The following is a 24,498-nucleotide window of genomic DNA, read 5'->3' as shown; positions in this document are numbered from 1 at the left end:
GATTGAGCCATCCTTGGCTCAGGCAATTATGTTGCGCTACTTAAATTCTTCCGCAACCAATTAGTCACTTGACTATTGGTATCAAAATTAAGTTTGTGCCAAGCTGCTTCTCCATTAAGCCTCGTAACTAGTAGGCCATCATCACTATCTATTACGGAGCGCAATTCATCTCTAATCTGTACAGCAGTTTTTGCTGTAACCACTATCCAACAAGATTCTAAGGGATGACACCAATCATCATAAGACTTAATTTTTTGATAGAGCGCATCATAATTACGTTGTTTACGCAGGTCATAATTGATCTGATATACTTTCATTGTTCGATTCCTTAATGGTTCACGTCGTTAATAAGTTGAGAACATGGCGGCAGGCTGCAACCTGTCGCCAAATCCAATCCTGAACAATCACAGATTTAATACAGTAGAACACCTATGACTAATCATTGATTTAAGATTAGCCTGTGATTTCTGACATGTCAAGAATAATTTATACAGTAGATCATCTATGATAAAAATTATTACACTATCTATATAATCATTAGAATACTTTTTTCCCCTATAGTTTCACTAGCTAGAAAAAAGCATGAAGCGTCATATAGTGACGCTCCTCATACTACGCGAATGTTGATATCAAATAATTTTAGATTTATTTTGTCTTTGCTTTCTGTACTGTTGCTTTCGTCTTCTAGAGTTATGCTTCCAGCTTTTTGCAACTTTATAGACATAAGCAGGTAGATCATCCCTTTCATCAGGCAAGCCCGTACCTCGTGCAACACGTAGTTTTAAAGGATAGTTCTTATATTCAATCAAATGAAGAAAATAAAAACTACGCTCTTGAAGTGTACTGAACTTTTTATGATACACATTTCTCAGATGAGGGTATCGTTCTCGTATACCGTCATTAGGGTGAGTATTTTCAGGTTGTAGGTACTGAAATTTCAGCTTTTTCATATTGCCTCCCAGGTCACATTACCTAGAAGGGGTCCTCTGCGTAGTAGTTCATTGTTTTAAACCTTTAATTTATCGTTGATCCATTGTTTTTAACGAATTCTCTAAGCTGCCAATCCTTCTCTTTATTTAAAATAATAACTGATGGTCGTATCTTTATGATCTCCCCAGCCTGTCGAGATATCCGTCAATTCAACACCATTTTTCTGGTAACTTTTTACTCGGTATAAATAAGTACGTGGTGGAGAAACTTCATTGGTTCGTACTTTCTCAATCAGAATGAAAGTCTTGTCATCCAACCATCTTACTCTTAATGGTAATGGATCTTGGCATTGCCCTATTTCTGCATACATTGCAGCATCTTTTCCATTCTTGGAAAAGGACAAGCCTGCACATTCTACATCGGGTAAATCTAAGACCAGTCGTTTACCAACTAAGCTTTCTTTTACGCCTGCACTTGCCAAGGTTGAAAGACCTAAACATAATCCTGCAAATATTAATTTTTTCATTTGAATAGACTCTTAATTTAGTTGTTAAAACACATTGTCAATAAAGCCACACTGTAAGATGTGTTGTGATGGATTTACTGGATTGTCATAAAGGCTAATAAAAGCAATCATGTCATTGGGATCAGATACATCTAGTTTATAGGGCTGGCTATAGATATAAATTTGTTTGGGGGTATAGACCTTTTGATTGTGGAAGACTTCTCCATCAAAAACCTTTAAATGTGGATATTGTTGGAAGACTTTGTGGGTCTTGCTTCTGTTTTGATCATCATGCATTGAAGCTTTATCCCACTGCTGTTTAAAGCTTTTTAATTGTTGTCCGCTATAGTGACTAAATTGAATATTTAATCCATCCTCAATCTTTTGTTTGGTGGTATTGATATCATCAGCACGATAGATTGCAGTTCTTGCCCCTGCAACACTGACGTGTACTAAGGTTTCAATTCTTTTGATGGGATTGCTTTTGCTGTTGGGTAAATAAACTTCTGTTTCAGGACAATCTTCACAGAAATTTTCATCATCAGGATCATTGATGACGCTGCTCTTTTGTTTGCGGTACTGCTGTTGAAATTGTTGCTGTAATGAGGTGATTCCAGATGGCCATTTCATTTCATTGCCCATCAAGGCTAAGTGGTTACTCAAGGATTGTTCTTTCTTGGCCCAATCCAGACAAGTTAAGCCCTGCTCTAAGGTGAATGGCTTAGATGTAGACAGGGGTTGAGCCGTCACAGTCTGCATGATCAACAATGTCATACTGCTGATCAGTAATGGTTTAAATCTAAATTTCATTTTAATAATCCTCACATCTCCTACGGGCTTTGGCTACCCGCAAGAAGTGCTCGTGTAAAATACTTATTTATTTTTAATCGATTAACATCAGTTATTGATAATGATCCGCTGATAGTAGCTGACGGATTTCACTTGCCATTTGTGGACTACGCCAAGGAAATAGTACTTTTAGGCTGTAATTCGGTTTGAATGGATCTCGTGTACCGATATTGACTTGAAACTCTCGTTTCATCGGTGTGCGATGAACCTGTTGATTGACATGCGTTCCCATCATTGGATTGCTGATCACAGTGGTCGTGGTTCTAAAGTTATCTTCAACTAAGTTGTAGTGTCCAACGGAGGTGATGTAATCAAAGGGATATTTCACGAGGCGTTGATCAGGCTGATCAAACAGGATAATGGTTTTATCTTGGCTATTAATCCAGACACCACGGTTTTGGTAGTTAAAAGTTTCTCCTTGACGCTTCAGTTGTTCAGTCATCCCGTCAAAGTAGGTATTTCCATATTCATAAAGGTAGTAAAGGATCACAAACCAGAACAGGTCAAAGCCAAAGAAGATGTAACCGAAAGCACCAAAAGAGAAGATTTTGGCAACGATGAGAAAGATCACGATGGGTAAGACCACACATTTTATAAAGAGCTTGGATTTTTGTGGACGGTGTTCAATGGGTATGATTTTGGGTTTGCTTAATTCAGTCATGGTTGTTTTCCGCATGTTCAATGCAATGCACAATCACCAGCAGATATAAAAAGGTTTATTTTTTATAGGCGTGACTTAGCCATCCACCGTTGGATTGTTCTTATAAAAATATTGTTTGAATACAGACGAATAATAATAAATTAGCCGTATCGCCCTCGTTGCAAAGCACAACAAGGTTGAACATGGGGTGAAACACAAATTAGAAAAAATTGGTACAGCATGAGAAGCTCCTTGTGTTAAGAAGTTCTACCGATTACTGTCAAATAATGGTGGCAGAACGAGAGCGGGTTGACAGACTGGAACACAAGAATCCAGCACGTCCGAAGACGTCCCCCTCCCGTTCCACCGCAGAGGGGCACGAGGGGATAAACACTAAAAGACAAGTCCTTTAATGCTCTTGTGTTGGACGGTCTGTCAAAACCGACTGGCAATGTAGGCCAGCGAGCCCATATTAATTTTATCCAGCGCTTTAGTCAATTTTACAAAGCACTAAAATCTATACAATTAGATTCGCCAAATGTAATCGCATTAAGTCTTTGATTTTTCCCATAGGGTCAAATTCGTCCGATCGATAGGCTCATTTTGCTTTGATGGATGAGGCTAAAATGGACTGTTGTTCTCTATTAAAATAAAACAATAAAATAAAGAATTAAATCAGGCGCAGTTCAGCTTTTACATTCAACGCATTGAGATGAATCAATGCCTAATGAGCTGTTAATGAGAAGAATGTATTGGCTCAGGCTGATTTAAAGCGATCAAACTGAAGCTCACGCACCTTCAGAAATAGCCTATTAAATGGGATAGAATAAATAATCAGCAAAGCTCAGCGGGTCGCTTGGATGAACTCAGCCAGTACAACAATGGTTTTAGCAGAAGCCGTCTTGAAAACCGCGAATTTACTTGGTCTTAGCAATACTCAACTGGCTGCTGTGATGGGTCTCGATCTCGCTTCGATGAACCAAATCGAACTCTCAGCTGTATTAGAACCCGCATCTGCACAAGGTGAAACTGGATTATTACTGATTCGCCTTTATCAAAGCTTATCAACACTCACGGGCGGTGATTCTGAATGGATTGATTATTTTATGAATGCATTCAATACCGCAACCGATGGTATCCCGATTCAGCAAATTCAAACCAGAGAAGGCTTAGAGAAAGTCTTAATGGTTGTTGAAGCCCTGAACAATCGATGATTTATTTAACTCATTCTTTTAGCGAATCAGCCTCGATTTGATGGATTAGAAATTCTGATCATCATTTTCATCACTTCTTTTAAAAACACATCAAACATTAAAGTTTGTGCTCAATACGCCACTATAAACATGGTTCACACCCAATTTTCTAGCCGTCAGAAATTTAAAATATCTTCAGAAGAATCAATCAATTATTTAATGTTAAGATATGTAAAAATATCCAATCACTGCATTGACAGCTCAAGCGATACCCAGTTAATCTAATTGTACACAGCAAAATCTGTGTACAGGCGTGAGAACCTGTTATATTCTACAAGCGCAAAACAATGTCGCTTATGCGGCTATTTTTTTGTCTACTGTTTAGCAGTCGTTATGGCAGCTTGACAGGGCAGCTTTATGCTGGCCGTACCTTGTAGAACGGTATTCTCACCCCTGTTTTGCTGCCACCATTACCGTGAGAAGTAATGGGGGTAAGTATTAAACTTATCTACAAGGAAACGACTATGAACGCAATTCTTCATGGTGCAAATACGTGCACATCTAAACAACAAGCCTCTCAATTGATTGTTGAACTGGGCAAATCAATTTCAAATCCTCAGCGTCAAACACTCGCCAATCTTTATATTGCTGTTGATACTGCAAACTCCCTGCTCAACGAGCTTGAACAAGCCCATCGAATCATTCGTCAATGCATGCATGAAATGACTGATGAACAAATTCTTGAAGTCGCAAAGCTCAATCAAAATAACAATTTATCGTCGCTCTGGGCATTTCGTACACATCAACGTCACAAGATGATTGAACGTGCACAACGTGTGCTACGTGGGGCGAATCATGTCCAAGACCAATAAGAATAATCACCTCCTGATTTCTGGAGACTATCCTCTGATTGCTTCGCCAACGCTTGCAAAAGCGTTTGGCGTGGCTGCCGCCAATTTTTTACAGAAGCTGCATTACTTTTTAGAAAATAACGAAGGAAAAACCTTTAATGGAAAAAAATATTGGTTCCATAGTTATGAACAGTGGCAAAGCACGCTTGGCGTGTACAGCATCTCAACAATCAAACGAATTGTTGCAAAGTTAAAGCGAGCTGGGATTCTTGTGATTGAAAAGTTAGCACAAAATAAATGGCTGCAAACCAATTTCTATACGATTAACTATAAGAAACTCAAACAATTCATCAAAGTCGACAGTCAACAAGATCATCAGGCTAAAGTGAAATCACCCATTTCTGCTCCAGTCGCTGCACCCAGCTTGCAGAAGCCAGCACCAGCACATACTATTCAACCGAGTGCACTAATTAATTCGATTCAACAGGCATTTCAAAATATCAAGGTTAGATCAAATAGATTTGAACCAACATTAAAAGTGGCAAAAGAATCCCGTATACGCTCCGACTTTGTCACGCGTGAATCTTATTCAGTAGAAGGATTAAGCCAACCACTCCACCCTGCGGCATCCAAGGAAATATTAAAAAATATGGATATGGACTACCGCTGCTTTTATCAAGCACTGAGGCAACAACGAGTAGATATTGCTTATGATGATCAGCGTATTCAACAACTGTTAAAGTATCAGAAGCGAATTCTTCAACATATTGTATATATCAAACAAAATTTTTCAGGACATGAGCGTTATCAATGGCATACGCTTGAACAATTACAGATGGAAAACTATTTTGAGAAATAGGTCAAATTGCACTAAGACCAATTCAGTTGATCCGTCCATAGAAAGTATATAGACAGATCAACTGATTTAATTAAAGGTTGAAGAAGGAATAATACATTCCATCGAGCTTGCTTGTGAGCCGTCATCATCTTTGGTTCATTAATGAGGATATTAGAAGTCAAAATCAAATTTTTTAGATTGATCAAGTTGTGGCTTATTCTGGTTTTCCTGTTCACGTTTTTTAGCCAACGCTAGCTCATACTCTTTTTTATAAAGTTCATACAGATTATTTTGACGAATTTCCCGAATGTTCTTTCTATATTCTGCTACCTTGTTTTGATCTTCAGGATCAGTGCTATAGAGTAATGACCTTGGAATTTGTGGGACTGTTTTTAAATTGGTTCCATGTTTTTTATTATAATCTTCATTAGATAAGCACGATACTGCACTGCTCACTTCGATTTCCATACCATGAATTTCTATAATTTTTGTGGGTGCATATTTTTCTAAAAATTCATTTATTATTTTTTCAGTTTGTGTTCGGTAGTGAAATAATATATTACGACCAAATCCAAGCACATCCGCAGTAATTTTTAATGCACCTCCTTTTTCAGGATTTTTTTGACGATATTGCTTAAAGAACTGCTCTGGGGAACGTTGAATATTATCCAACATACTTTTTTCTGAAAATAATAAATGTAAATGTGGCTGTTCTGACTGTCCATCGAGCGCAGCCACATGATTATGAATTGCGATTGTAGATGGCATTTTATATTGACCACAAAACTCATGCATTAATCTTTCAGACAACTCTATACGGCGATTTTTATCCAGTTCTTTTGGCAAAGCGATTGTAATATGTGATGAGGTTCGTCTAGTCTCACTTGTATATTGATCTGCTGCATACCAAAACTTTTCAGGATTATTTTCAGACCAAATCGGCATATTATAGGATGCACAATATTCAAGTTCTTCAATGTCACTTTTATGCTTAGAAAAATATAAAGTACGAGTAATATAGTGATATGCACTTTTTGATAGTCGACACTTTGAATCACCATCACTCAATTTTATTTGACTATCACCTTTAACGTTGTGACTTAAATGAAAATAATACATTTTTATTTCCGATATTAATTTAACTGGAATATCGGATCCTACAAAATTTTAAAAATTCATGCTTCGTTTCGTGAAGAAAAATGAAAAAAAATATTTTTCAATTAAAACGAATGAGCAACTTCACTCCCATAATTTAAATTTATATAATAAAAACAATAACTTAGTTGTGTGTTTTATTTGTATGTAGTAACAGTAAATCTAAAACATAAGTAACGCATAAATTATATAATAATCAATTGCTTAAAACTAAAAGTGCTGCGCAGCACGAGGTGAAGTGTCTTTTAAAGAGAGCGAAGCGAAATTTAAAAGACACGGAAACGAGATATAAAAATCTTTTTTGCATTCGCAAAAAAGATTTTTTATCTGTCCCACCATTAACAGCCAAAAATTAACAGTTAAAACTAACAGAAGAGTATTTTTTTTGAAAAACTCAACATATGACGATTTTTTTTAAGACTCTGTGATATACCAACATTTTCTTAAATGCAGATGGTTTAAAAATGGCTAGAACTAGATTAACAGTAGATGAAATGATTTTAAGTGTTGAAAAGCACTTAAAACAGATAGCAAGACGCACTCATTCAGATGAGTTAATACTACAATTGATTCGATCAAAAACTGCAAATCAATTTACAGAAGAAGACATTAAAAATTTGAGGAATAAATATCATAAAGTTTTAGAATTAAATAGATTAGAAGAAGTAATGGACACTATCTGCTCAATCAAAAAAAGTGATCGCTCTGATATTGAAAAAGACATTGTTGATTTTAGTGGATATGAAGACCCTTTCTCTCAGACTGATGAAAGATTAAAAATAGCCTTAAGGATGCTAAAAAACTACAATCGAAGAGTTCCTGATTTAATAAAACAAAAAGCACATGATGAAATCAAAAATTCATTTCATAGTTCTTACAGACAAGTAAAACAAAAGATAAAAGATCGAAAGCAAGAGAATCATGAGAAATTTTTTCTTGGAAGTGTGCTTATATCATTTTTTAAATCACAAAATATTGAAATGAATTATCTTGAGAATACACTTAAAATGATAGAGCTTTATCAAATAAAAAATTATTTTAGAAAAGAGCTGTTTTTAGAATCAGAAATCAAAGAATTTAAATTTTCAGAGCAAGGTAGAAGCTTTAACGACAAGAAAAATGTTATTTTGTCTGACCCAAAAAATCCTTTTTATAACAAATCCATAGATTAAAAGAAAAAGTAGTATACGTTAGCTCATTTAAAATAAATGAGCTAAGTAGCTAACGTTGTTATCATCTATAACTAACAAAAGATTATTTACTGATATAATAGACCTCTTGCGTAAGTAAGTTTTTTAATCATTTGGACTTGATGTAATACCTTATATATAAAAGTTGTTATTTCTCAAATTTTGACTAATAAAAGAAATCTAATAAAAAATAAGTCATTTTCTTGATTTTTTAAACATATCTCATCTTTTTTTTTATTTATTTGATAAATTCAACTCAGATCTTATTTTATCAGAGCAGATTAATGAATAGTTTAAATTCAGAATTCACTTTATATTCAATGCTGACAATGCGTTATCAAGCACCTGTTGTTCAACTTGAAATTATTTTGAAAGACTATTTTCCTCATATGAATAAGCAAAGTGCGAACAAGCGTGCATCTCGTCAAGATTTACCTTTTCCAGTTTTCAAAGCAGATAGTTCGCAAAAATCGCCATATCTTGTTGATTTACAGTTATTTGCAATTTACCTTTACAATCAAAGTCAAATATCAGCGAAAGATTGGAGCAATTTGCATGAGTAATCATCATGCAAGTTTCTTTTATTTGAGACTAGACATTGCTAATTCTGCATTCTGTATTGCTTCCTTGAAATCGAGTCTGCTATTTCTACGTCTGATTTGCACATAACGCTCCAGACTTGACCAACTTTCATGTAGTGTATGTTGTTGTAGTTGCGGGATGGTCAAACCATTTTCCGCTAATCTAGTCGCTCCTTCATGCCTTAAATCATGAAAACGGAGGTCTTCAATACCTAGCATCTTCAATCCTTGTTGCCAGCGAGTCGCAAAAGATTTATGGTTGATCGGGATAAGCAAGTCTATGTCCCCTCCCAATTTCAGCATCCGCTCCCGAACATCAGGTTTCATCAACTCATCAATTAAGATTTGTGTATTTTCATCAATGACAAAGAATTTATCATTTCCTTTTCTACCGTTCGGATTTTTAAGATCTCTTACCAACCATTCTTTATGTTTTTTATCATAGTCACTCAGTTTCAACCGTGAAATTTCAGCTTCACGACGACAACTATAAATAGCAAACCAAAAAATCAGATGTACAGGAATCGCTGTACGTCTTTGTTTCCATTTCTTATAAAAATAATTCGTTAATATCTGCAATTCCTCAGATGTGGCTAATCTACTACGCTTTACGGATTTTGTAATAATGCGTGCATCTCGCAGCCCAGCCATTGCCTTATCTAATTCGCTAATATCAACTTTTTCACCCCACGTTTGTTCTGCATATTTCAATACAGATTTGATATATTGTAAATCTTGTAATGCTGTACTTGCCTTGATTGGCAAAGCGTCAATTTCCGGAACACCTTTTTTCCTAAGCAATGTATGTGCACTATAATCTTGTCTTTTTAAGTCCTTTAGTTTTATTTTTCCAATCGGCCAGTTACATAAAAATCGTAATCCCATGCGTTTAGAGCGTCCAAAGCTAGCGACTTCCTCAAGGTATTTTTCCATTGCTTCAGCCAAGGTCAGATTTGATTTGATCTGGGACTTTTTATTCTGATGTAATAATTCTGGATTTGTCTCCAATTCCACTTCACGTTTTTTTAACCAAGCTTCTGCAAGTGATTTTTTACTAAATGTTCTGGATTCGGTATAATTTACGTCTTCCCGACGAATCTGTAGCAAAGCTCGATAGCGAATCTCACCTGTGGATGTAACACGCTTAGTTATTGTACTCATTTCTATTGCAACCTTGGAAATTGAAACCATCGCATGGTTGCAATATGGTTGCATTGATAGCTAAAAATTGCAACCATATGCTAAAATACACCACTATATCCATCTTAAGGAACCAACACAAATGACTGAAATCAATAATAATATAGACAAACAAAAAGATTTCAGGATATCCGTAGCCCCGATGATGGATTGGACAACAAAAGATTATCGTTTCTTTGCTCGTTTATTTAATCCCAATGTAGTGCTTTACACTGAGATGGTGACCACAGGTGCAATTATTTATGGCGGTGCAAATCGTCATTTGGATTTTAATCAGCAAGAACACCCAATCGTATTACAGCTGGGTGGTTCAAATCCACAGGAGCTAGCAACTTGTACTAAAATGGCTGAAGATTGGGGATATAACGAAGTCAATCTAAATGTCGGCTGTCCGAGTGATCGTGTTCAAAATAATAAAATTGGTGCCTGTCTAATGGCAGAACCAAATCTAGTTGCAGAATGCATTCACAGTATGCAAAAAGCCGTCTCAATTCCTGTCACGGTAAAACATCGTATTGGAATTGATGATATGCAGTCTTATGAAGAAATGCTGCACTTCGTCGATACTGTAGCAGCTACAGGATGTACGCATTTTATCGTGCATGCACGCATTGCGATCTTGCAAGGTTTGTCACCCAAAGAAAATCGTGAAGTTCCGCCTCTGCGTTACGAGGACGTGTATCGTCTCAAGTTAGAACGCCCGCACCTCACTATTGAAATCAATGGTGGCATCAAAACTTTTGAAGAAACCAAACAACACTTACAACATGTCGATGGTGTAATGATTGGTCGCGAGGCATATCACAACCCTTATTTACTGGCTGAGTTGGGACAACTTTGGAATTTGGATGCACCCGATCGTTTTGACATCATGCAACAGATGATGCCTTATATTCATCAACGTGTTGCTGAAGGTGCTCCTCTTTCTATTATCACTCGCCATATTTTAGGATTATTTCAAAATCTTCCTGGTGCGCGTAAGTGGCGCCAATCTCTCAGTGGTGGTAATGCAAAGACCATAGCTGATATCGAAAATGCGATTCAAAATATTCAAGCAGCAATGCAAAGAACTGAAGATTATCTTCGAGAGCATCAAGTTTGATTGATGCTCAAAAACGCCAACTTCATCACACTAAGAAATATCATTTTACAAATATTAAAATTTAAATTTTCGCTTTTATAAACTACTTAAAATTAAGAAAATCTTCATTAAGTTTTTCTCGTAAGTTCATTATCAACGGCTTAAATTGTTATATTATTACATTACATTTTAGTCTTTTTGAGATTTATCGCTTACTATGTGCCGCGTACAGATTCTGGCACACGTTCAGTTGTTTTGAAAATGCGGTAGAGATTTACAATGATTTATGATGTTCCCTCAGTTGACCACAGCATGATGCACCCACCTGCCCAACAGTTGGTCATCCCTTATCGAGAAATGCCAAAACCAGCATCAATACACACAATTGATGTCGACAAATTTTCTCAAAAGCTCACCAAACGAGCATCTTATCGAAGTTCATCTCAATGTGCTAAATTCGTTAGAATTGCATTGCAATCCGCAGGAGCTAAAATTGTTCAACATCCTGTCGCAGCATCGGATTGGGGACGTACTCTTCAACAAATTGGCTATCAAAAAATCAAACCAGAGTTTAACAACCCACAACCTGGCGATATCTATATTATCCATCGCACTAAAAAACATCGTTATGGACATATTGCAGGCTTTACGGGTTCACAATGGGTCTCAGACTTCAAGCAAACCAGTTATGATGTTTATAAAGACCCTAACGTGACTTATAGCTATTACCGTTTAGCACCGCAGTACCCACAAGTTTAAATTTTAGGGCTTTCCTAAGCCCTCATCTTATCAAGTTTTTTCAGTACTTCAGCCACAGCAACCATTGCAAAACTCGATGTTACTACAACCGCCGAACCATAACCGCCACAGCGCAATCCTGAGCCTGGATTAAACAAAGCACCGCTTTGTCCAGGCGCAAGATGAGGGCTCTGCCCGAGTGACGTAGGACAGACATCAGCGCTTGAAAACGGATTGTCGATAGAATAGACGCAAGTTATTCCAAATTTTTCTTTTGGCTTTTTGCAAATACCTTTTGAACGAAGTTGAGCACGTAACTTAGCAAGCATTGGATCTTGTTCTGTTTTCGATAAGTCTGCAACGCGTATTTTAAGTGGATCAAGCTTACCACCAGCTCCACCAGACACGATTAACGGAATCTTGTTAAAACGACAATGTAGCATTAACGCCAGCTTGGCTTTGACATCATCAATACAATCTAAAATGATATCAGGAACGGGATCTAGAACATCTTTGACATTCTCAGGTGTCAAATAGTCATCAATTACATTCACCTTAATACGTGGATTGATCTGTCTACAACGCTCAGCCATGACTTCGATTTTTTCTTGTCCTAAAGTAGAAGTCATCGCGGGCAGTTGACGATTGATATTTGATGCAGCAACGACATCCATATCCACTAAAGTTAGCTCACCAATTCCTGAACGAGCGAGAGCTTCCACTGCCCAACTGCCTACACCACCTATACCAATCACCATGATATGACTGGTTTCATAATGACTAAATGAACTTTCTCCATAAATTTTAGCCACACCTGCGAAACGGCGGTCATATTCATCATTTTGGAGATCAGTCATCGTAAAAAATTCTACAGCTAAGAGTTAAGTAGCTATTTTAGCGTGTTTATCCAAATTTAGGCTACATTGATGATACTTGTGCATGCTGTCGACGACTCAAACCAATCAAGACTAAAAGCACAACAAAGGTGAGTGAAAGCGCCAATAAATTTGCATTATTCCATCCCAGACTAGTGAGGATTGGTGCAGGTAAAAAAGCACCTAAAGTGGCGAATAATGCAATCACCGTTTCATTGATTCCTTGAACACGATGCTTTTGTTTTTCTTCCAATCCCGCCAATAACGTCGAAGCACCAGAATAAGCAAAGTTCCACCCCACACCTAAAATAATCAAAGCGATATTAATAAAGATACCTGCTTGCCCCATCATCGGTATAAATGCAGACAACATTAATAAAATAAAACCCGTATAAATAATCGTATGGGTTCCCCAACGTTGAATTAGCTTTGACACAAAAAATGATGGGACAAACATCGCCAAAACATGCAACTGAATTGAAATTGATGCGTAATGAAAAGAGTGATGTTCTTTTAAATGCAAAGACGACATAATCATCATCACATTCATAATATAGTATGCAAATGCTCCACTAATAATCGCAGCAACAACTAGATGCTTTGACATTTTTACTCGATTCAGCGATTCAACCTTTGGCTGTGGAGTTTGTTGTAATTTATGTTTTGAATTCCATATATACAAAATCGGCGATAACAACAAAGCCAATCCGCAGAAGATCAAATAAATTGCTGTGAAATCTGGCAATCCCTTCACTTTCTGAAATTGAATGGCTAATACAGGTGCTATTACAGCTGCCACTACACCACCTGAAATCACCAATGCAGTCGCTTTAGGGATTAATTCAGATGACAAACGATCAGATGCGGCAAAACGATAAAAGCTCGCTGTAGATAGAAAAAGCCCAAGCGAAAAATGTGTAAGACACAGCAGCCAAAAATCTTGTTTTAATAAAGCTTGATATCCCAAAAAACCAGCGGCAAATAAGCAGAGTACACCAAACTGAAATACTACATGGCGCCCCCATCGTTTCATCAGAAATGAAAAAATAAAGGTTGTTAATAGCATCGCCAAAAATTGCAAACCATAAGGAACTGTCGCTAAAGCCTGCGTAGGTGCAAGCTTTAAACCGACGATAGCAGAAACCGTAACCGACAATACTGCGGCAATTAGATTGAATGCTTGTGCAATGAGTAGGTAATACACATATTTAGGTAACTGATTCAACGCTATCGTTCCATGAGATTTAACTCAGATACCATACTGCTAAAACATTTAAACTTAAATAAAAAGATGAAAATCTAATTTTCATCTTTTTATTGATTCATAATCCATTTGAAATTAAGCAGCAATTAAATTTCGAAGCACGTAATGTAAAATACCACCTGCTTTGAAATACTCCACTTCATTTAAGGTATCAATACGACATAACACTTTAAATTGGTCTTGGCGACCATCTTCGCGCATCACACTCACATCTAAAGTTTGATGGGGTTGAATATCATCAGATAAACCATGAATAGAAATTACTTCACGTCCCGTCAGATTTAGAGTTTGACGAGTCTGCCCACCAACAAACTGTAACGGCAACACCCCCATACCAACTAAATTCGAACGATGGATACGCTCAAAACTTTCGGCTATCACCGCTTTAATCCCAAGAAGATTAGTTCCTTTTGCAGCCCAATCACGAGATGAACCTGTACCGTACTCTTTACCTGCAATAATCACTAATGGCGTTTTATCCTGCTGATAACGCATCGATGCATCATAAATTGCCAATTTCTCATTGCTTGGGATATAAATCGTATTTCCTCCTTCCTCACCACCGAGCATTTCATTTTTGATACGGATATTGGCAAATGTACCTCGCATCATCACTTCATGATTACCGCGTCGTGAACCATAAGAGTTAAAGTCTTTTGCATCTACGCCCTGCTCTTGCAAATAGCGTCCAGCTGGACTGTCTTTTTTAATATTCCCCGCTGGTGATATGTGATCAGTCGTCACCGAATCGCCAAGTACAGCCAAAATCCGTGCTTGCTCAATATTGGTAATTTTTGGTGGAGCTTGGCTAATCGTTTCAAAGAATGGTGGATGGCGAATATAAGTCGAGTCACTTTGCCATGCATAGGTTTGACTTTGTGGAATTTGAATCGCCTGCCATGTTTCATCTCCATCAAATACTGCTGCATATTCTTTATGGAACATGTCAGTGTTTACTTTTTGCAGCACCTGATCAATTTCTGCCTGACTTGGCCAAATGTCTTTTAAGTAAATATCTTCGCCATTGTTACCTTGCCCAATCGGTTGAGTGATGAGATCAGTACGGATATTTCCTGCTAAACCATAAGCAACAACCAAAGGTGGTGATGCAAGCCAATTGGTTTTGACTAAAGGATGTACCCGCCCTTCAAAATTTCGATTACCAGAAAGCACAGAAGCGACATTTAAATCCTGACATTGAATGACCTCCTCAACAGCTTCAGGCAAAGGCCCAGAGTTTCCAATACATGTGGTGCAGCCATAACCCACTAAGTTATAGCCAAGCTGATCCAAGTACGGCGTTAATCCAGCCGCAGCTAAGTAATCTGTGACCACTTTAGAACCGGGTGCAAGTGAGCTTTTTACCCATGGTTTACGCTGTAAGCCTTTTTCTACAGCTTTCTTTGCTAATAAACCTGCGGCAAGCATCACGCTTGGATTGGATGTATTGGTACAAGAAGTAATTGCAGAAATCACCACATCACCATGATTTAACTGAAAGCTTTGACCATCCAATGTGCAAGTTGGACTGTCATGAGGTAGATTGGCTTGTTTAGCGGCAACCGCAGTTCCACCACCGCCTTCATTTTCTAAGTTTTCTTTTGCTTCTTTGGCTGGCTTTAACGTGAGTTCCATCAGCGCATTAAAGGTTTTTGGAACATCTGAAAGTAAAACTCGATCTTGAGGTCGTTTCGGACCCGCCAAACTCGCTTGTACCGTACTCATATCGAGACTTAAGGTATCTGTAAAAATCGGTTCATCACCTGCATTTCTCCACAAACCTTGTTCTTTGCTATAAGCTTCAACCAAGTCAATACGATCTTGTTGACGACCTGTCAGTGCCAAATAACCGAGTGTGACCTCGTCTATTGGAAAGAAACCACAAGTTGCACCATATTCAGGTGCCATATTGGCAATCGTCGCTCGGTCAGCTAAAGGTAAATCAGCTAGACCATCTCCATAAAATTCGACAAACTTTCCAACGACGCCCTTTTGACGCAACATTTGAGTAATGGTCAGCACTAAATCTGTAGCAGTGATTCCTTCATTTAGCTTACCAGTCAATTTAAATCCAATCACTTCTGGAATTAACATTGACACGGGTTGTCCTAACATTGCAGCTTCAGCTTCAATACCACCCACACCCCATCCCAAAACACCTAAACCATTAATCATCGTGGTATGAGAGTCTGTTCCAACCAAGGTATCAGGAAAGGCAAATGTCTCACCATCATCGTCACCTAACCAAACCGCTTGAGCCAAATACTCCAAATTGACTTGGTGACAGATACCTGTACCCGGTGGGACGACGCTGAAATTGTTAAATGCAGATTGCCCCCAACGAAGGAATTGATAACGCTCACCGTTACGCTGCATCTCGATTTCAACATTTTCCGCAAAGGCATTTTCATCTGCAAAATGATCGACCATCACGGAGTGGTCAATTACCAAATCCACAGGAGATAAAGGATTAATTCGATTTGGGTCACCGCCTGCTTGTGCCATTGCAGCTCGCATCGCGGCTAAGTCAACCACAGCAGGTACGCCTGTAAAATCTTGCATCAGTACACGCGCTGGACGATATTGAATTTCTTGCTCTGAAGATTTTGTTTTTTGCCAATCTACTAGAGCTTGTATATGCTCCACTTTTACACTTTTTTGATCTTCAAATCGCAATAAATTTTCCAGTAAAACCTTGAGGGATTTCGGTAATCTATCGATATTACCAAGCGTTTGAGCGGCATTAGACAAACTAAAAATTTGATAAGATTTGGAAGCGACAGTTAAGGTTTTTAATGCATTAAAACTATTGATTTGGCTATATCTGGCCATTAGGTTACCCTCCCAGCATTGGCGAGTTTGATTATTATCAAGTTGTCTATTTAATGTACCCTTGTTTTAAAATGCTTATGTTCCCTTTTAGTTATCTTATTATTGGGAATGCTTTCTTATTCTTCTAAAAATCCAGATGTAGAGCGACCAAAGAGTTTTTCCACAATTGTTGTGCCAGTGTTTCTTTCGATAGTCCAAGCGTTTGTGCCAAACTCTCTAACACATAAGGCAAATTCACAGGTGTGTTTCGAGTACGCTGTTCTGTCGAGGTTTGACAGCATAGCGGTGTCATATCTGGACAATCGGTTTCAATCACCAAATGTTCGGCACCTATCGCCTGCACAACTTGATGTAATTTTTTTGCATTCGGATTAGTAATTTGCCCAGTTATACCAATTTTAAAACCGAGTTTGATCAGCGCTTTGGCTTCCTCAACGCCACCACTAAAAGCATGGGCTATACCACCTAATTTGAATTTTTGTGCTTTTAAAATAGCTAGGCTTTCCGCGTGGGCTTTGCGGATATGCAATAACACTGGTTTTTGATAGTGAGTTGCCAACTCAAGTTGAGCATTAAAATAGTCTTGTTGCTTGGCAAACAATTCAGGTTGTTTATGTTCTTTTAAAAAAGTATCTAAACCAATTTCCCCGACTGCAACACAGTCATATTGTTGTAGGACCTGTTCGAGTCGATGTAGATGGGATGACTGATGCTGTTCAATATAAAATGGATGTAAGCCTGGAGCTAAATAGGATTGCGGGACATTTTCCCACGCTTTTAATTGTTGGTGAGTTTGAATAAGTTCATCAAACCGAGATTCAATAAAACCAATTAGTACTAAAGCTTCGACCCCAACCTGCTTTGCCTGAATAGCCAGTTGTTGCCGATCATGATCAAAATCGGCAACATCAAAATGGGTATGAGTATCGAAAAGTTGCATTAAGACGTACTTTTGTCCGTTGCGACGACAGTAGAAGCCGCTGGCGTCTCAACTTTTGGCAAATACTCAGGTTTCAATACACCCTGTAATTGATCAAAAGGAATCACCAAACGTGGCAGCCCGACCACATAAGGACCAATTTCATATTCTCCATATTGCAAGATCAAACCCTGCTCACCCAAAAAGTAATTGTCTGTTACTTGGAATGGCCATGCCTGTTCATATTCATCAGCTGTATTGGCAAGTTTTGAATCAATCACCCATGTTTTAAACGCATCATGTGCAAGCTTATCAAGTTTTGCTTTTTGCTTAGGTAGAAGCAAATCATTGAGCTGAACTTGTTTTTGGTTTTTCAAATCAAAATTATAGTAACGTTGAGCAGTAGAACCATGTGCACCACCCAAGTAACTACTACTGTTCAAAACTACAGTTGCCAATGTGCCTTTGGACTGCAAAATCTTAGGTTTAATCATCAAACTAATTTGATGGCTACTACTTAATGCTTTCAATTCTTCATCGATTTTAATAAAAGCATTTGCATATTGCTGAGCTTGAACATCTAAATGATTGGTTTGCTCACTGCCTTGCGCTGTAGATGAAGCCTGATCTGCATCAACGATTTCTAACATTTTGCTGAGTTGATCTAAAATTTCTTGATCAAGTAATTGGTCTATAAATGGAAAATTACTTTGCAGGCGTTCAACCGTAAAATCTGGACATGTGTTGCCGTTACATTCAGGCAAAGTCACCGCTAGTTTTACCGTTTCACCACGTAGAACAGGCTCTGAGGTCTGATTCACAACTGGATCTTGTGGCTTATCTTCTGGCTCTTTAGGTTCTGATTTTGGTTGACATGCTGCAAGTAAAACAGCACATGCAAGAATGCTATATTGAAAAACTTTTTTCATCTAAAACCTACAAGCATTGTTATGACACAAGAGAATTTAAATGCTATCGAACTTATGCCAAATTCGCCATAAGTACATGCAATTTCTATACGAAAATCAGTGCTGAGTATTTAACAACTGCTAAAACATTTGCTGATATATTTCAGGCTGTAACATCTGTTTACTTTGTTCTGTCGTTAAATAAATATCAAGCTGTGGCGCATCTTTACTGATTTGATTCGCTCGGTAATGCAAACCAATCCCCTCGCCATCAAAGAACCAATCTGATTGACCCCAGTATAATTTTTTAGGGATTTGTTTTTTAACTTCATCAGACTGCTTTTCAATCCATTTTTGATAATGAGTTTGAACGATTTCATTCATCGCATTCTGCTGATTTTTTTGAATCACATCGAGGACGGTTAAATTCTTCTGCAACTTACGGTCAGCGACAAAAAAGTAATAACGATCTTTGACCGCAATATCTTCCTGTTTAGTATCCACCCCAATCTGTAGCAGTACATATTGATTACGTTGCGAAGCAATACGCGTATTCATGCGCAATTCATAGGCTTTATTTTTAGAATATTTTTCCTGCCACTCATCTGACTTTTTAACATAGGCATTAATCGCCTGCTGCAATGTCAAATTCTGATTTTGTTCAATTTGTTGCTGGATGACGTTGGCTTGATTTTTTGCAATCCATGTATTTAGCCATTCATCTTGCGTTTTTATCGTTTGAATATCGAGATCAATACAATTCTTCTTTTCACAGAAAGGCAATGCATACTCAGCCTTTGCTTCCTTCATATTTAAATAAGGTAAAACTTCTGCTTTTTCTAAATTTGTAGTTTGTTGTTCAGTCTTGTCTGCTGATTCAGCTTCATTCTTTTTGGGGTGATCACATGCCGTTAAAGCCATCACACTAACAATCAAACTAGCGCCAAGAAATGGTTTTAAAATATTCATATCGTTCATCCCTTTATTTTTTTAATTCCTCCCTTTTTAAAGAGAGAAGTATCACAAACTCAAATCTATAAGACTTGTGACAAAGTCCCTCTTATCGAAAGAGGGACTTAGAAAGGCTTTTAGTGTTCACGTGTGTTACGGAACTGGATATCAGGCCAACGCTCTTGCATTAACTGTAAATTAACACGGCTTGGTGCAAGATAAGTTAAATGACCACCACCATCTACTGATAATTGATCATGCGCTTTTTTCTTAAATTCATTGAGAATCTTTTCATCATCACAATGAATCCAACGCACGGTATGAACACTTACAGGCTCATAAATACAGTCAACTTTATATTCTTCTTTCAATCGGTATGCGACCACATCAAACTGTAGTACCCCAACTGCACCAACAATCAGATCGTTACTGATTTGTGGCATGAACACCTGAGTCGCCCCTTCTTCAGACAACTCTTTCAAACCTTTCTGCAATTGCTTAGATTTTAAAGGATCACGTAAACGAACACGGCGGAACATTTCTGGTGCAAAGTGTGGAATACCCGTGAAATGAAGTTTTTCACCGCTGGTAAAGGTATCACCGATCTGGATGGTACCGTGGTTATGCAAACCGATAATATCACCAGGCCAAGCTTCTTCAAGATGCTCACGCTCGCCTGCAAGAAAAGTTAATGCATCACTAATACGTACATCTTTACCTATACGCACATGATTCATTTTTAAACCTTTTTCATATTTACCTGAACAAATACGCATAAAGGCAATACGGTCACGGTGTTTCGGATCCATATTGGCTTGGATTTTAAATACAAAGCCTGTAAATCCCTCTTCGTTGGCATCTACAGTTCGCTCTTGAGTTGGATGCGCTTTAGGTTCTGGTGCCCAATTGATAAATGCATCAAGCACATGATCAACAGCAAAGTTACCTAATGCTGTACCAAAAAGTACTGGCGTTTGTTTACCTTGTAAGAATAATTCACGATCCAGTGGCTCATTTGCCATTTGAACCAATTCGAGCGATTCCTCGAAAGAAGCCCACGCCAACTCACCAACTTTCTCACGAATGTCTGCATGATCATAACCATCACGTACTTCAATGTCCGTAATAGTTGAACCGAAACCAGCTTTATAGACATACAATTTGTTTTCAAGCAAATTGTAAACTCCAGCAAAGTCACGTCCCATACCTAAAGGCCATGTAATCGGTACACAACGAATATTGAGGACATTTTCAATTTCATCCAGTAACTCTAACGGCTCGCGGATTTCGCGGTCCATTTTGTTCACAAATGAAATGATCGGTGTATCGCGCATACGACACACTTCCATCAATTTAATGGTTCGTTCTTCGACACCTTTTGCACCATCGATCACCATGAGTGCTGAGTCAACTGCGGTCAAAGTACGATATGTATCTTCTGAGAAGTCTTCGTGCCCTGGTGTATCCAGTAAGTTAATCGTATGGTTTTTATAAGGGAACTGCATCACAGACGTGGTAATCGAGATTCCACGTTCTTTTTCCATTTCCATCCAGTCAGATGTCGCTGAACGGTCTGACTTACGGCTTTTTACCATACCCGCAACCTGAATGGCTTTACCCCATAACAACAGTTTCTCAGTCATGGTGGTCTTACCCGCATCGGGGTGGGAAATGATCGCAAATGTGCGTCGTTGGGCAACTTGTGCCGCTAATTCATCTTTAAAACTCATGAGAAAAATCTTCAATATGTACACAGTTATGTACACATTGCTTAATATGTACCTTAACTGAAAAAGTGAGAATTCAAAATTGGCGCAATTGTAGCAGATTTAGAAGACTTGTTTATTGATTGTTGATAGGTCTTGTTTTATCCACAAGTTCGATTGTTTTTTAGACATAAAGGTTTATCAACTGTATTTCAGTTAACGAATCAAGTTCAATATTAATTCCCTTAAACATTGAGTGAGAGCAACTCAATTCAAAATGGGCTATTTTAAGATTGATATAAAACTGGTTACTATACGTGCATATTTATGGATAACTGCAATAATTTCTTATCTCTATACGAGTCAAAACATGTCACAACAAGATTATGAAAATGGACTAAAAGTTCGCACTGAAGTTATGGGTGAAAGCTTTGTCAAACGTGCTCAAGACAACACTGTTCCTTTTACTCAACCACTCCAAGATTGGATTAATGAACATGCTTGGGGATCAACTTGGCAACGTGAAGGTGTATTGCCACGTAAATATCGCTCATTGGTCACCATTGCATTTTTAACTGCACTCAAAAGCCCAACTGAGCTAAAAGGTCATATTCGTGGTGCTTTAAACAATGGGGCGAGTGTTGAAGAGATACAAGAAGTCTTATTGCATAGCCTTCCATACTGTGGCGCTCCAGCGACGCAAGAGGCATTTCGTGCTGCGCTTGAAGTGATCAACGAATATCAATCTAACACTTAAGATTCATATCGTTTAATCTCGCTCTCACAAGAATGCCGAATAACCCAGATTCGGCATTTTTATATCCTAAATCCCACTAAATTACGTCCAATATCAATCAAATACGCCTCCAATTTCATTAATAAACTTTTTGCCATCACCTTTAGGGTCTGAACTTATTAACATGTTCGAAATGATGCCGAATATTTTAGATGAAATGGAGTACAACATTGAGCAAGAAAATAGAACCCCATCATGATGGTATACAATTTCCAATTCAATCAGGAAAAAAAACTCCGAGCACCACTCACACAGCAAAACAAATTCTAAAAGCCGCACTACAAAGTGTAAATTCCCCTTATGTTTTACAACTAAATAATGAGAAGAACTGGAGAAAAAATTATCCAATTTATTTCCATGAATTAGTTAAAACGGGTATTGAATCTGTCAATAATCCCCTTCCCATCGCTCAAAAAGGATTAGACAAAGCCAAAGAGTTATTCACTTTCAATCGAGCAGAACAAAGTCATACTTTATCTGATGCAATGATCAAGATTAAGGATCAACCCTTTGAGCAGTTCATCTTGAAAGGTAAAGGCGATGCGACGATAAAACCGTGGTTTATCCCTTATCAAGGTCAGAAATTACAAGGTGACGCTTTACTACAACAAATCGATCTTTGGGAGCAGCAAAAGGTCATTGAGCCAACGCATGCCAAAGCTCTACGCTTACTCAATCAACATCCTGAATGGTTTGATTTATCTAATCGCACCATGGTGTTGTTTGGTGCAGGTTCTGAAGCTGGACCATTAAGTTGGTTAGCAAAATGGCGCGCCAATATTGTTGCTATTGATTTACCTCAACCCAAAATTTGGGAAAAAATTACAAAAGTCATAGAACAAGGTAATGCAACGCTTATCGCTCCACAACACACGAACGCAAATGGAACACAACAACTCGGGGCGAATTTACTTACTCAAACTCCAGAAATTGCAAATTGGTTAAATAGCTTTGAACAAAGCTTAGATTTAGCTGGGATCGCCTATTTAGATGGCGAAAAACATGTACGTGTTTCCATAGCAATGATTAGTATCATGGAGCAAGTGAGCCAACATAAGCCTGATAGCAGTATTATGTTTATGCTGACACCTACAGATATTTATGCGATTCCCAAAACAGTAGTGAATTCCATTCAATCTCGTATAAAACAGCGTCCTGTAGCCGAAAAAATTCTGACTAAGTCTATTCACAAAATTTCGTTGTCTAACTTTTTTAAGCCGAATTTCAATCAGTTGATTGAATGTGATAATGGTCAGCAATATGGTATTTCAGATTGTATGGTGATTGAACAAGGGCCAAACTATGCCTTGGCCAAACGATTACAGCAATGGTTTGCAATTACTACACGAGCTCGTGGTCAGAAAACGGTGATTAATATTGCTCCATCCACTACAACTCACTCTGTCGTAAAGAATCCTATCCTCAAAGCTGCTTTTTCTGGTGCTGATTTATTTAAAGTTGAGACTTTTAGCCCTGAAACCACCAATGCAATTATGGCCGCCTTATGGGTTCATGATTTAAACAATCCAGAAAGTGCAACCAATCCTAAAAAAGTATTGGATCATCCACTTGATCTCATCATGGAAAATGCTAATCACGGTGGTTTATGGCATGTTCCATATCTTGCTAGAACAGCATTACCATTTGCAGCAGCTTACGGTTGGGTGAGAGAAAAGTTTTAACTCATAAACGAATGCATTAAATTTAAAAAAAAAGAACCGCTCAATTAAAATGAGCGGTTCTTTTTAAATATTCATCACATCACAAACATCGAGTAAAGTTGATTTTACAAACTTCTCTGGTTCACACGTTTAGACAATTCTTCAGCTGATTCTTTGCGTTCAGAATAACGATCTGTCAAATACTTGCTTTGTCCTTGTGTAAGAAGTGTAAATTTATAAAGCTCTTCCATCACATCAACAATTCGATCGTAATATGCAGAAGGTTTCATACGCCCATCTTCTTCAAACTCTAAAAATGCTTTTGGAATAGAAGATTGGTTCGGTATGGTAATCATCCGCATCCAACGACCAAGTATGCGCATTTGATTCACACTGTTAAATGACTGTGATCCACCACTGACCTGCATCAGAGCAAGTGTTTTACCTTGCGTTGCACGAATCGCACCACCCGCGAGAGGAATCCAATCAATTTGTGACTTAAAGATTGAACTCATCGAACCGTGGCGTTCAGGTGAACACCAAACCATACCTTCAGCCCAAGCCAATAATTCATGTAGCTCTTTCACTTTCGGATGTTCAGTATCTGCATCTTCTGGCAGAGGCAATCCTTTAGGATGAAAAATTTTAACCTCAGCACCAAATTGCTCTAAGATTCTCCCTGCTTCCATCACAGCTAAGCGACTGTAAGAACGCTCACGATTAGAACCATACAACAATAAAATTCTTGGAGCATGGTCTAACGCTTTTGCCTGTACTTTCTCTAAAGTAGGCTGATCAAGCAGACTCATATCAACATTTGGAAGACTCATCACCA

At 38.0% G+C, this 24,498-nt stretch carries 24 protein-coding genes; 9 read left to right on the top strand and 15 right to left on the bottom strand.

Annotated elements, in window-relative coordinates; all coding sequences use genetic code 11:
- Positions 1–26: 26 nt before the first annotated feature.
- The 5 genes from H2677_RS02735 to H2677_RS02715 all read right to left on the bottom strand — a co-directional run bounded on the left by H2677_RS02735 (position 27) and on the right by H2677_RS02715 (position 2,945).
- Positions 27–317 carry a hypothetical protein gene (locus H2677_RS02735; protein WP_007480924.1) on the bottom strand — a complete coding sequence of 97 codons (291 nt, stop codon included), beginning with the start codon at positions 315–317 and terminating at the stop codon, positions 27–29.
- A 312-nt stretch (positions 318–629) separates the two neighbouring features.
- Positions 630–950 (bottom strand): hypothetical protein, encoded by a 321-nt coding sequence (locus tag H2677_RS02730; RefSeq protein WP_212639088.1) that lies wholly within the window; start codon positions 948–950, stop codon positions 630–632.
- A 122-nt stretch (positions 951–1,072) separates the two neighbouring features.
- Entirely contained in the window at positions 1,073–1,456 is a 384-nt protein-coding gene (locus H2677_RS02725) for a hypothetical protein (protein WP_212639087.1), read from the bottom strand.
- A gap of 24 nt (positions 1,457–1,480) precedes the next feature.
- Entirely contained in the window at positions 1,481–2,245 is a 765-nt protein-coding gene (locus H2677_RS02720) for a hypothetical protein (protein ID WP_212639086.1), read from the bottom strand.
- A 91-nt stretch (positions 2,246–2,336) separates the two neighbouring features.
- Positions 2,337–2,945, bottom strand: coding sequence for a sortase family protein (locus H2677_RS02715; protein ID WP_002159601.1), 609 nt, complete (start codon positions 2,943–2,945; stop codon positions 2,337–2,339).
- An 839-nt stretch (positions 2,946–3,784) separates the two neighbouring features.
- Here H2677_RS02715 and H2677_RS02710 point away from each other — a divergent pair.
- From H2677_RS02710 to H2677_RS02700, 3 genes are all read left to right on the top strand, one after another.
- Positions 3,785–4,138 carry a DUF2384 domain-containing protein gene (locus H2677_RS02710; RefSeq protein ID WP_212639085.1) on the top strand — a complete coding sequence of 118 codons (354 nt, stop codon included), beginning with the start codon at positions 3,785–3,787 and terminating at the stop codon, positions 4,136–4,138.
- A 503-nt stretch (positions 4,139–4,641) separates the two neighbouring features.
- The gene (locus H2677_RS02705; RefSeq protein WP_212639084.1) at positions 4,642–4,989 is read left to right on the top strand and encodes a hypothetical protein; all 348 of its coding nucleotides are present in this window, start codon (positions 4,642–4,644) and stop codon (positions 4,987–4,989) included.
- Complete coding sequence (locus H2677_RS02700; protein WP_212639083.1) at positions 4,973–5,827, top strand: hypothetical protein; 855 nt, start codon at positions 4,973–4,975, stop codon at positions 5,825–5,827. Before H2677_RS02705 ends, H2677_RS02700 begins: the two co-directional genes overlap by 17 nt.
- A 150-nt stretch (positions 5,828–5,977) precedes the next feature.
- Here the strand turns inward: H2677_RS02700 and H2677_RS02695 are convergent, their stop codons facing one another.
- A complete protein-coding gene (locus tag H2677_RS02695; RefSeq protein WP_212639082.1) occupies positions 5,978–6,925 on the bottom strand; it encodes a MobA/MobL family protein in 948 nt (315 codons plus the stop codon).
- 500 nt (positions 6,926–7,425) lie between these two features.
- On the opposite strand from H2677_RS02695, the gene H2677_RS02690 reads away from it, so the two are divergent.
- Both H2677_RS02690 and H2677_RS02685 read left to right on the top strand, forming a co-directional pair.
- Positions 7,426–8,133, top strand: a complete 708-nt coding sequence (locus H2677_RS02690) for a hypothetical protein (protein WP_212639081.1) — start codon at positions 7,426–7,428, stop codon at positions 8,131–8,133.
- Positions 8,134–8,435: 302 nt separating this feature from the next.
- Positions 8,436–8,714 carry a pyocin activator PrtN family protein gene (locus H2677_RS02685; RefSeq protein ID WP_212639080.1) on the top strand — a complete coding sequence of 93 codons (279 nt, stop codon included), beginning with the start codon at positions 8,436–8,438 and terminating at the stop codon, positions 8,712–8,714.
- A gap of 18 nt (positions 8,715–8,732) precedes the next feature.
- Here H2677_RS02685 and H2677_RS02680 read toward each other — a convergent pair whose 3' ends face one another.
- Positions 8,733–9,893 (bottom strand): site-specific integrase, encoded by a 1,161-nt coding sequence (locus H2677_RS02680; protein WP_212639079.1) that lies wholly within the window; start codon positions 9,891–9,893, stop codon positions 8,733–8,735.
- 121 nt (positions 9,894–10,014) lie between these two features.
- Between H2677_RS02680 and dusA the strand changes: the two genes are divergently transcribed.
- Positions 10,015–11,034, top strand: a complete 1,020-nt coding sequence (gene dusA / locus H2677_RS02675; protein WP_212639078.1) for a tRNA dihydrouridine(20/20a) synthase DusA — start codon at positions 10,015–10,017, stop codon at positions 11,032–11,034.
- A 258-nt stretch (positions 11,035–11,292) separates the two neighbouring features.
- A complete protein-coding gene (locus H2677_RS02670; RefSeq protein WP_004777868.1) occupies positions 11,293–11,772 on the top strand; it encodes a CHAP domain-containing protein in 480 nt (159 codons plus the stop codon).
- A gap of 14 nt (positions 11,773–11,786) precedes the next feature.
- Here H2677_RS02670 and H2677_RS02665 read toward each other — a convergent pair whose 3' ends face one another.
- The 7 genes from H2677_RS02665 to H2677_RS02635 all read right to left on the bottom strand — a co-directional run bounded on the left by H2677_RS02665 (position 11,787) and on the right by H2677_RS02635 (position 21,230).
- On the bottom strand, positions 11,787–12,608 hold the full coding sequence (locus tag H2677_RS02665; protein ID WP_212639077.1) for a tRNA threonylcarbamoyladenosine dehydratase: 822 nt from the start codon (positions 12,606–12,608) through the stop codon (positions 11,787–11,789).
- 61 nt (positions 12,609–12,669) lie between these two features.
- On the bottom strand, positions 12,670–13,857 hold the full coding sequence (locus tag H2677_RS02660) for an MFS transporter (RefSeq protein WP_212639568.1): 1,188 nt from the start codon (positions 13,855–13,857) through the stop codon (positions 12,670–12,672).
- Positions 13,858–13,965: 108 nt separating this feature from the next.
- Entirely contained in the window at positions 13,966–16,722 is a 2,757-nt protein-coding gene (gene acnA, locus H2677_RS02655) for an aconitate hydratase AcnA (protein ID WP_212639076.1), read from the bottom strand.
- 124 nt (positions 16,723–16,846) lie between these two features.
- Positions 16,847–17,662: a TatD family hydrolase gene (locus H2677_RS02650; RefSeq protein ID WP_212639075.1), complete on the bottom strand. Its 816-nt coding sequence runs from the start codon at positions 17,660–17,662 to the stop codon at positions 16,847–16,849.
- On the bottom strand, positions 17,662–18,570 hold the full coding sequence (locus tag H2677_RS02645) for an RsiV family protein (protein ID WP_212639074.1): 909 nt from the start codon (positions 18,568–18,570) through the stop codon (positions 17,662–17,664). Before H2677_RS02645 ends, H2677_RS02650 begins: the two co-directional genes overlap by 1 nt.
- 120 nt (positions 18,571–18,690) lie before the next feature.
- Positions 18,691–19,518 (bottom strand): hypothetical protein, encoded by an 828-nt coding sequence (locus H2677_RS02640; RefSeq protein WP_212639073.1) that lies wholly within the window; start codon positions 19,516–19,518, stop codon positions 18,691–18,693.
- Between the two features lie 119 nt (positions 19,519–19,637).
- Complete coding sequence (locus H2677_RS02635) at positions 19,638–21,230, bottom strand: peptide chain release factor 3 (protein WP_004906585.1); 1,593 nt, start codon at positions 21,228–21,230, stop codon at positions 19,638–19,640.
- 346 nt (positions 21,231–21,576) lie between these two features.
- On the opposite strand from H2677_RS02635, the gene H2677_RS02630 reads away from it, so the two are divergent.
- Complete coding sequence (locus H2677_RS02630; RefSeq protein ID WP_004960891.1) at positions 21,577–21,963, top strand: carboxymuconolactone decarboxylase family protein; 387 nt, start codon at positions 21,577–21,579, stop codon at positions 21,961–21,963.
- Positions 21,964–22,154: 191 nt separating this feature from the next.
- Positions 22,155–23,684: a hypothetical protein gene (locus H2677_RS02625; protein ID WP_407929290.1), complete on the top strand. Its 1,530-nt coding sequence runs from the start codon at positions 22,155–22,157 to the stop codon at positions 23,682–23,684.
- Positions 23,685–23,788: 104 nt separating this feature from the next.
- Here the strand turns inward: H2677_RS02625 and arsH are convergent, their stop codons facing one another.
- Positions 23,789–24,493: an arsenical resistance protein ArsH gene (gene arsH / locus H2677_RS02620; protein WP_212639071.1), complete on the bottom strand. Its 705-nt coding sequence runs from the start codon at positions 24,491–24,493 to the stop codon at positions 23,789–23,791.
- Positions 24,494–24,498: the final 5 nt, after the last annotated feature.

It is taken from the genome of Acinetobacter junii (genome assembly GCF_018336855.1).
GTDB lineage: Bacteria > Pseudomonadota > Gammaproteobacteria > Pseudomonadales > Moraxellaceae > Acinetobacter > Acinetobacter junii.
This window is presented reverse-complemented; position numbering and strand designations above follow the sequence as displayed.

Excerpts from the sequence above, each read along its gene's own strand:
- arsH (WP_212639071.1), bottom strand. The coding sequence starts at position 24,493 with ATGAGTCTTCCAAATGTTGATATGAGTCTGCTTGATCAGCCTACTTTA.
- H2677_RS02635 (WP_004906585.1), bottom strand. The coding sequence starts at position 21,230 with ATGAGTTTTAAAGATGAATTAGCGGCACAAGTTGCCCAACGACGCACA.
- H2677_RS02730 (WP_212639088.1), bottom strand. The coding sequence starts at position 950 with ATGAAAAAGCTGAAATTTCAGTACCTACAACCTGAAAATACTCACCCT.
- H2677_RS02680 (WP_212639079.1), bottom strand. The coding sequence starts at position 9,893 with ATGAGTACAATAACTAAGCGTGTTACATCCACAGGTGAGATTCGCTAT.
- H2677_RS02710 (WP_212639085.1), top strand. The coding sequence starts at position 3,785 with ATGAACTCAGCCAGTACAACAATGGTTTTAGCAGAAGCCGTCTTGAAA.
- dusA (WP_212639078.1), top strand. The coding sequence starts at position 10,015 with ATGACTGAAATCAATAATAATATAGACAAACAAAAAGATTTCAGGATA.
- H2677_RS02670 (WP_004777868.1), top strand. The coding sequence starts at position 11,293 with ATGATTTATGATGTTCCCTCAGTTGACCACAGCATGATGCACCCACCT.
- H2677_RS02735 (WP_007480924.1), bottom strand. The coding sequence starts at position 317 with ATGAAAGTATATCAGATCAATTATGACCTGCGTAAACAACGTAATTAT.
- H2677_RS02685 (WP_212639080.1), top strand. The coding sequence starts at position 8,436 with ATGAATAGTTTAAATTCAGAATTCACTTTATATTCAATGCTGACAATG.
- H2677_RS02630 (WP_004960891.1), top strand. The coding sequence starts at position 21,577 with ATGTCACAACAAGATTATGAAAATGGACTAAAAGTTCGCACTGAAGTT.
- H2677_RS02625 (WP_407929290.1), top strand. The coding sequence starts at position 22,155 with ATGAAATGGAGTACAACATTGAGCAAGAAAATAGAACCCCATCATGAT.
- H2677_RS02705 (WP_212639084.1), top strand. The coding sequence starts at position 4,642 with ATGAACGCAATTCTTCATGGTGCAAATACGTGCACATCTAAACAACAA.
- H2677_RS02665 (WP_212639077.1), bottom strand. The coding sequence starts at position 12,608 with ATGACTGATCTCCAAAATGATGAATATGACCGCCGTTTCGCAGGTGTG.
- H2677_RS02645 (WP_212639074.1), bottom strand. The coding sequence starts at position 18,570 with ATGAAAAAAGTTTTTCAATATAGCATTCTTGCATGTGCTGTTTTACTT.
- H2677_RS02720 (WP_212639086.1), bottom strand. The coding sequence starts at position 2,245 with ATGAAATTTAGATTTAAACCATTACTGATCAGCAGTATGACATTGTTG.
- H2677_RS02650 (WP_212639075.1), bottom strand. The coding sequence starts at position 17,662 with ATGCAACTTTTCGATACTCATACCCATTTTGATGTTGCCGATTTTGAT.
- H2677_RS02725 (WP_212639087.1), bottom strand. The coding sequence starts at position 1,456 with ATGAAAAAATTAATATTTGCAGGATTATGTTTAGGTCTTTCAACCTTG.
- H2677_RS02715 (WP_002159601.1), bottom strand. The coding sequence starts at position 2,945 with ATGACTGAATTAAGCAAACCCAAAATCATACCCATTGAACACCGTCCA.
- H2677_RS02700 (WP_212639083.1), top strand. The coding sequence starts at position 4,973 with ATGTCCAAGACCAATAAGAATAATCACCTCCTGATTTCTGGAGACTAT.
- H2677_RS02690 (WP_212639081.1), top strand. The coding sequence starts at position 7,426 with ATGGCTAGAACTAGATTAACAGTAGATGAAATGATTTTAAGTGTTGAA.
- acnA (WP_212639076.1), bottom strand. The coding sequence starts at position 16,722 with ATGGCCAGATATAGCCAAATCAATAGTTTTAATGCATTAAAAACCTTA.
- H2677_RS02640 (WP_212639073.1), bottom strand. The coding sequence starts at position 19,518 with ATGAATATTTTAAAACCATTTCTTGGCGCTAGTTTGATTGTTAGTGTG.
- H2677_RS02695 (WP_212639082.1), bottom strand. The coding sequence starts at position 6,925 with ATGTATTATTTTCATTTAAGTCACAACGTTAAAGGTGATAGTCAAATA.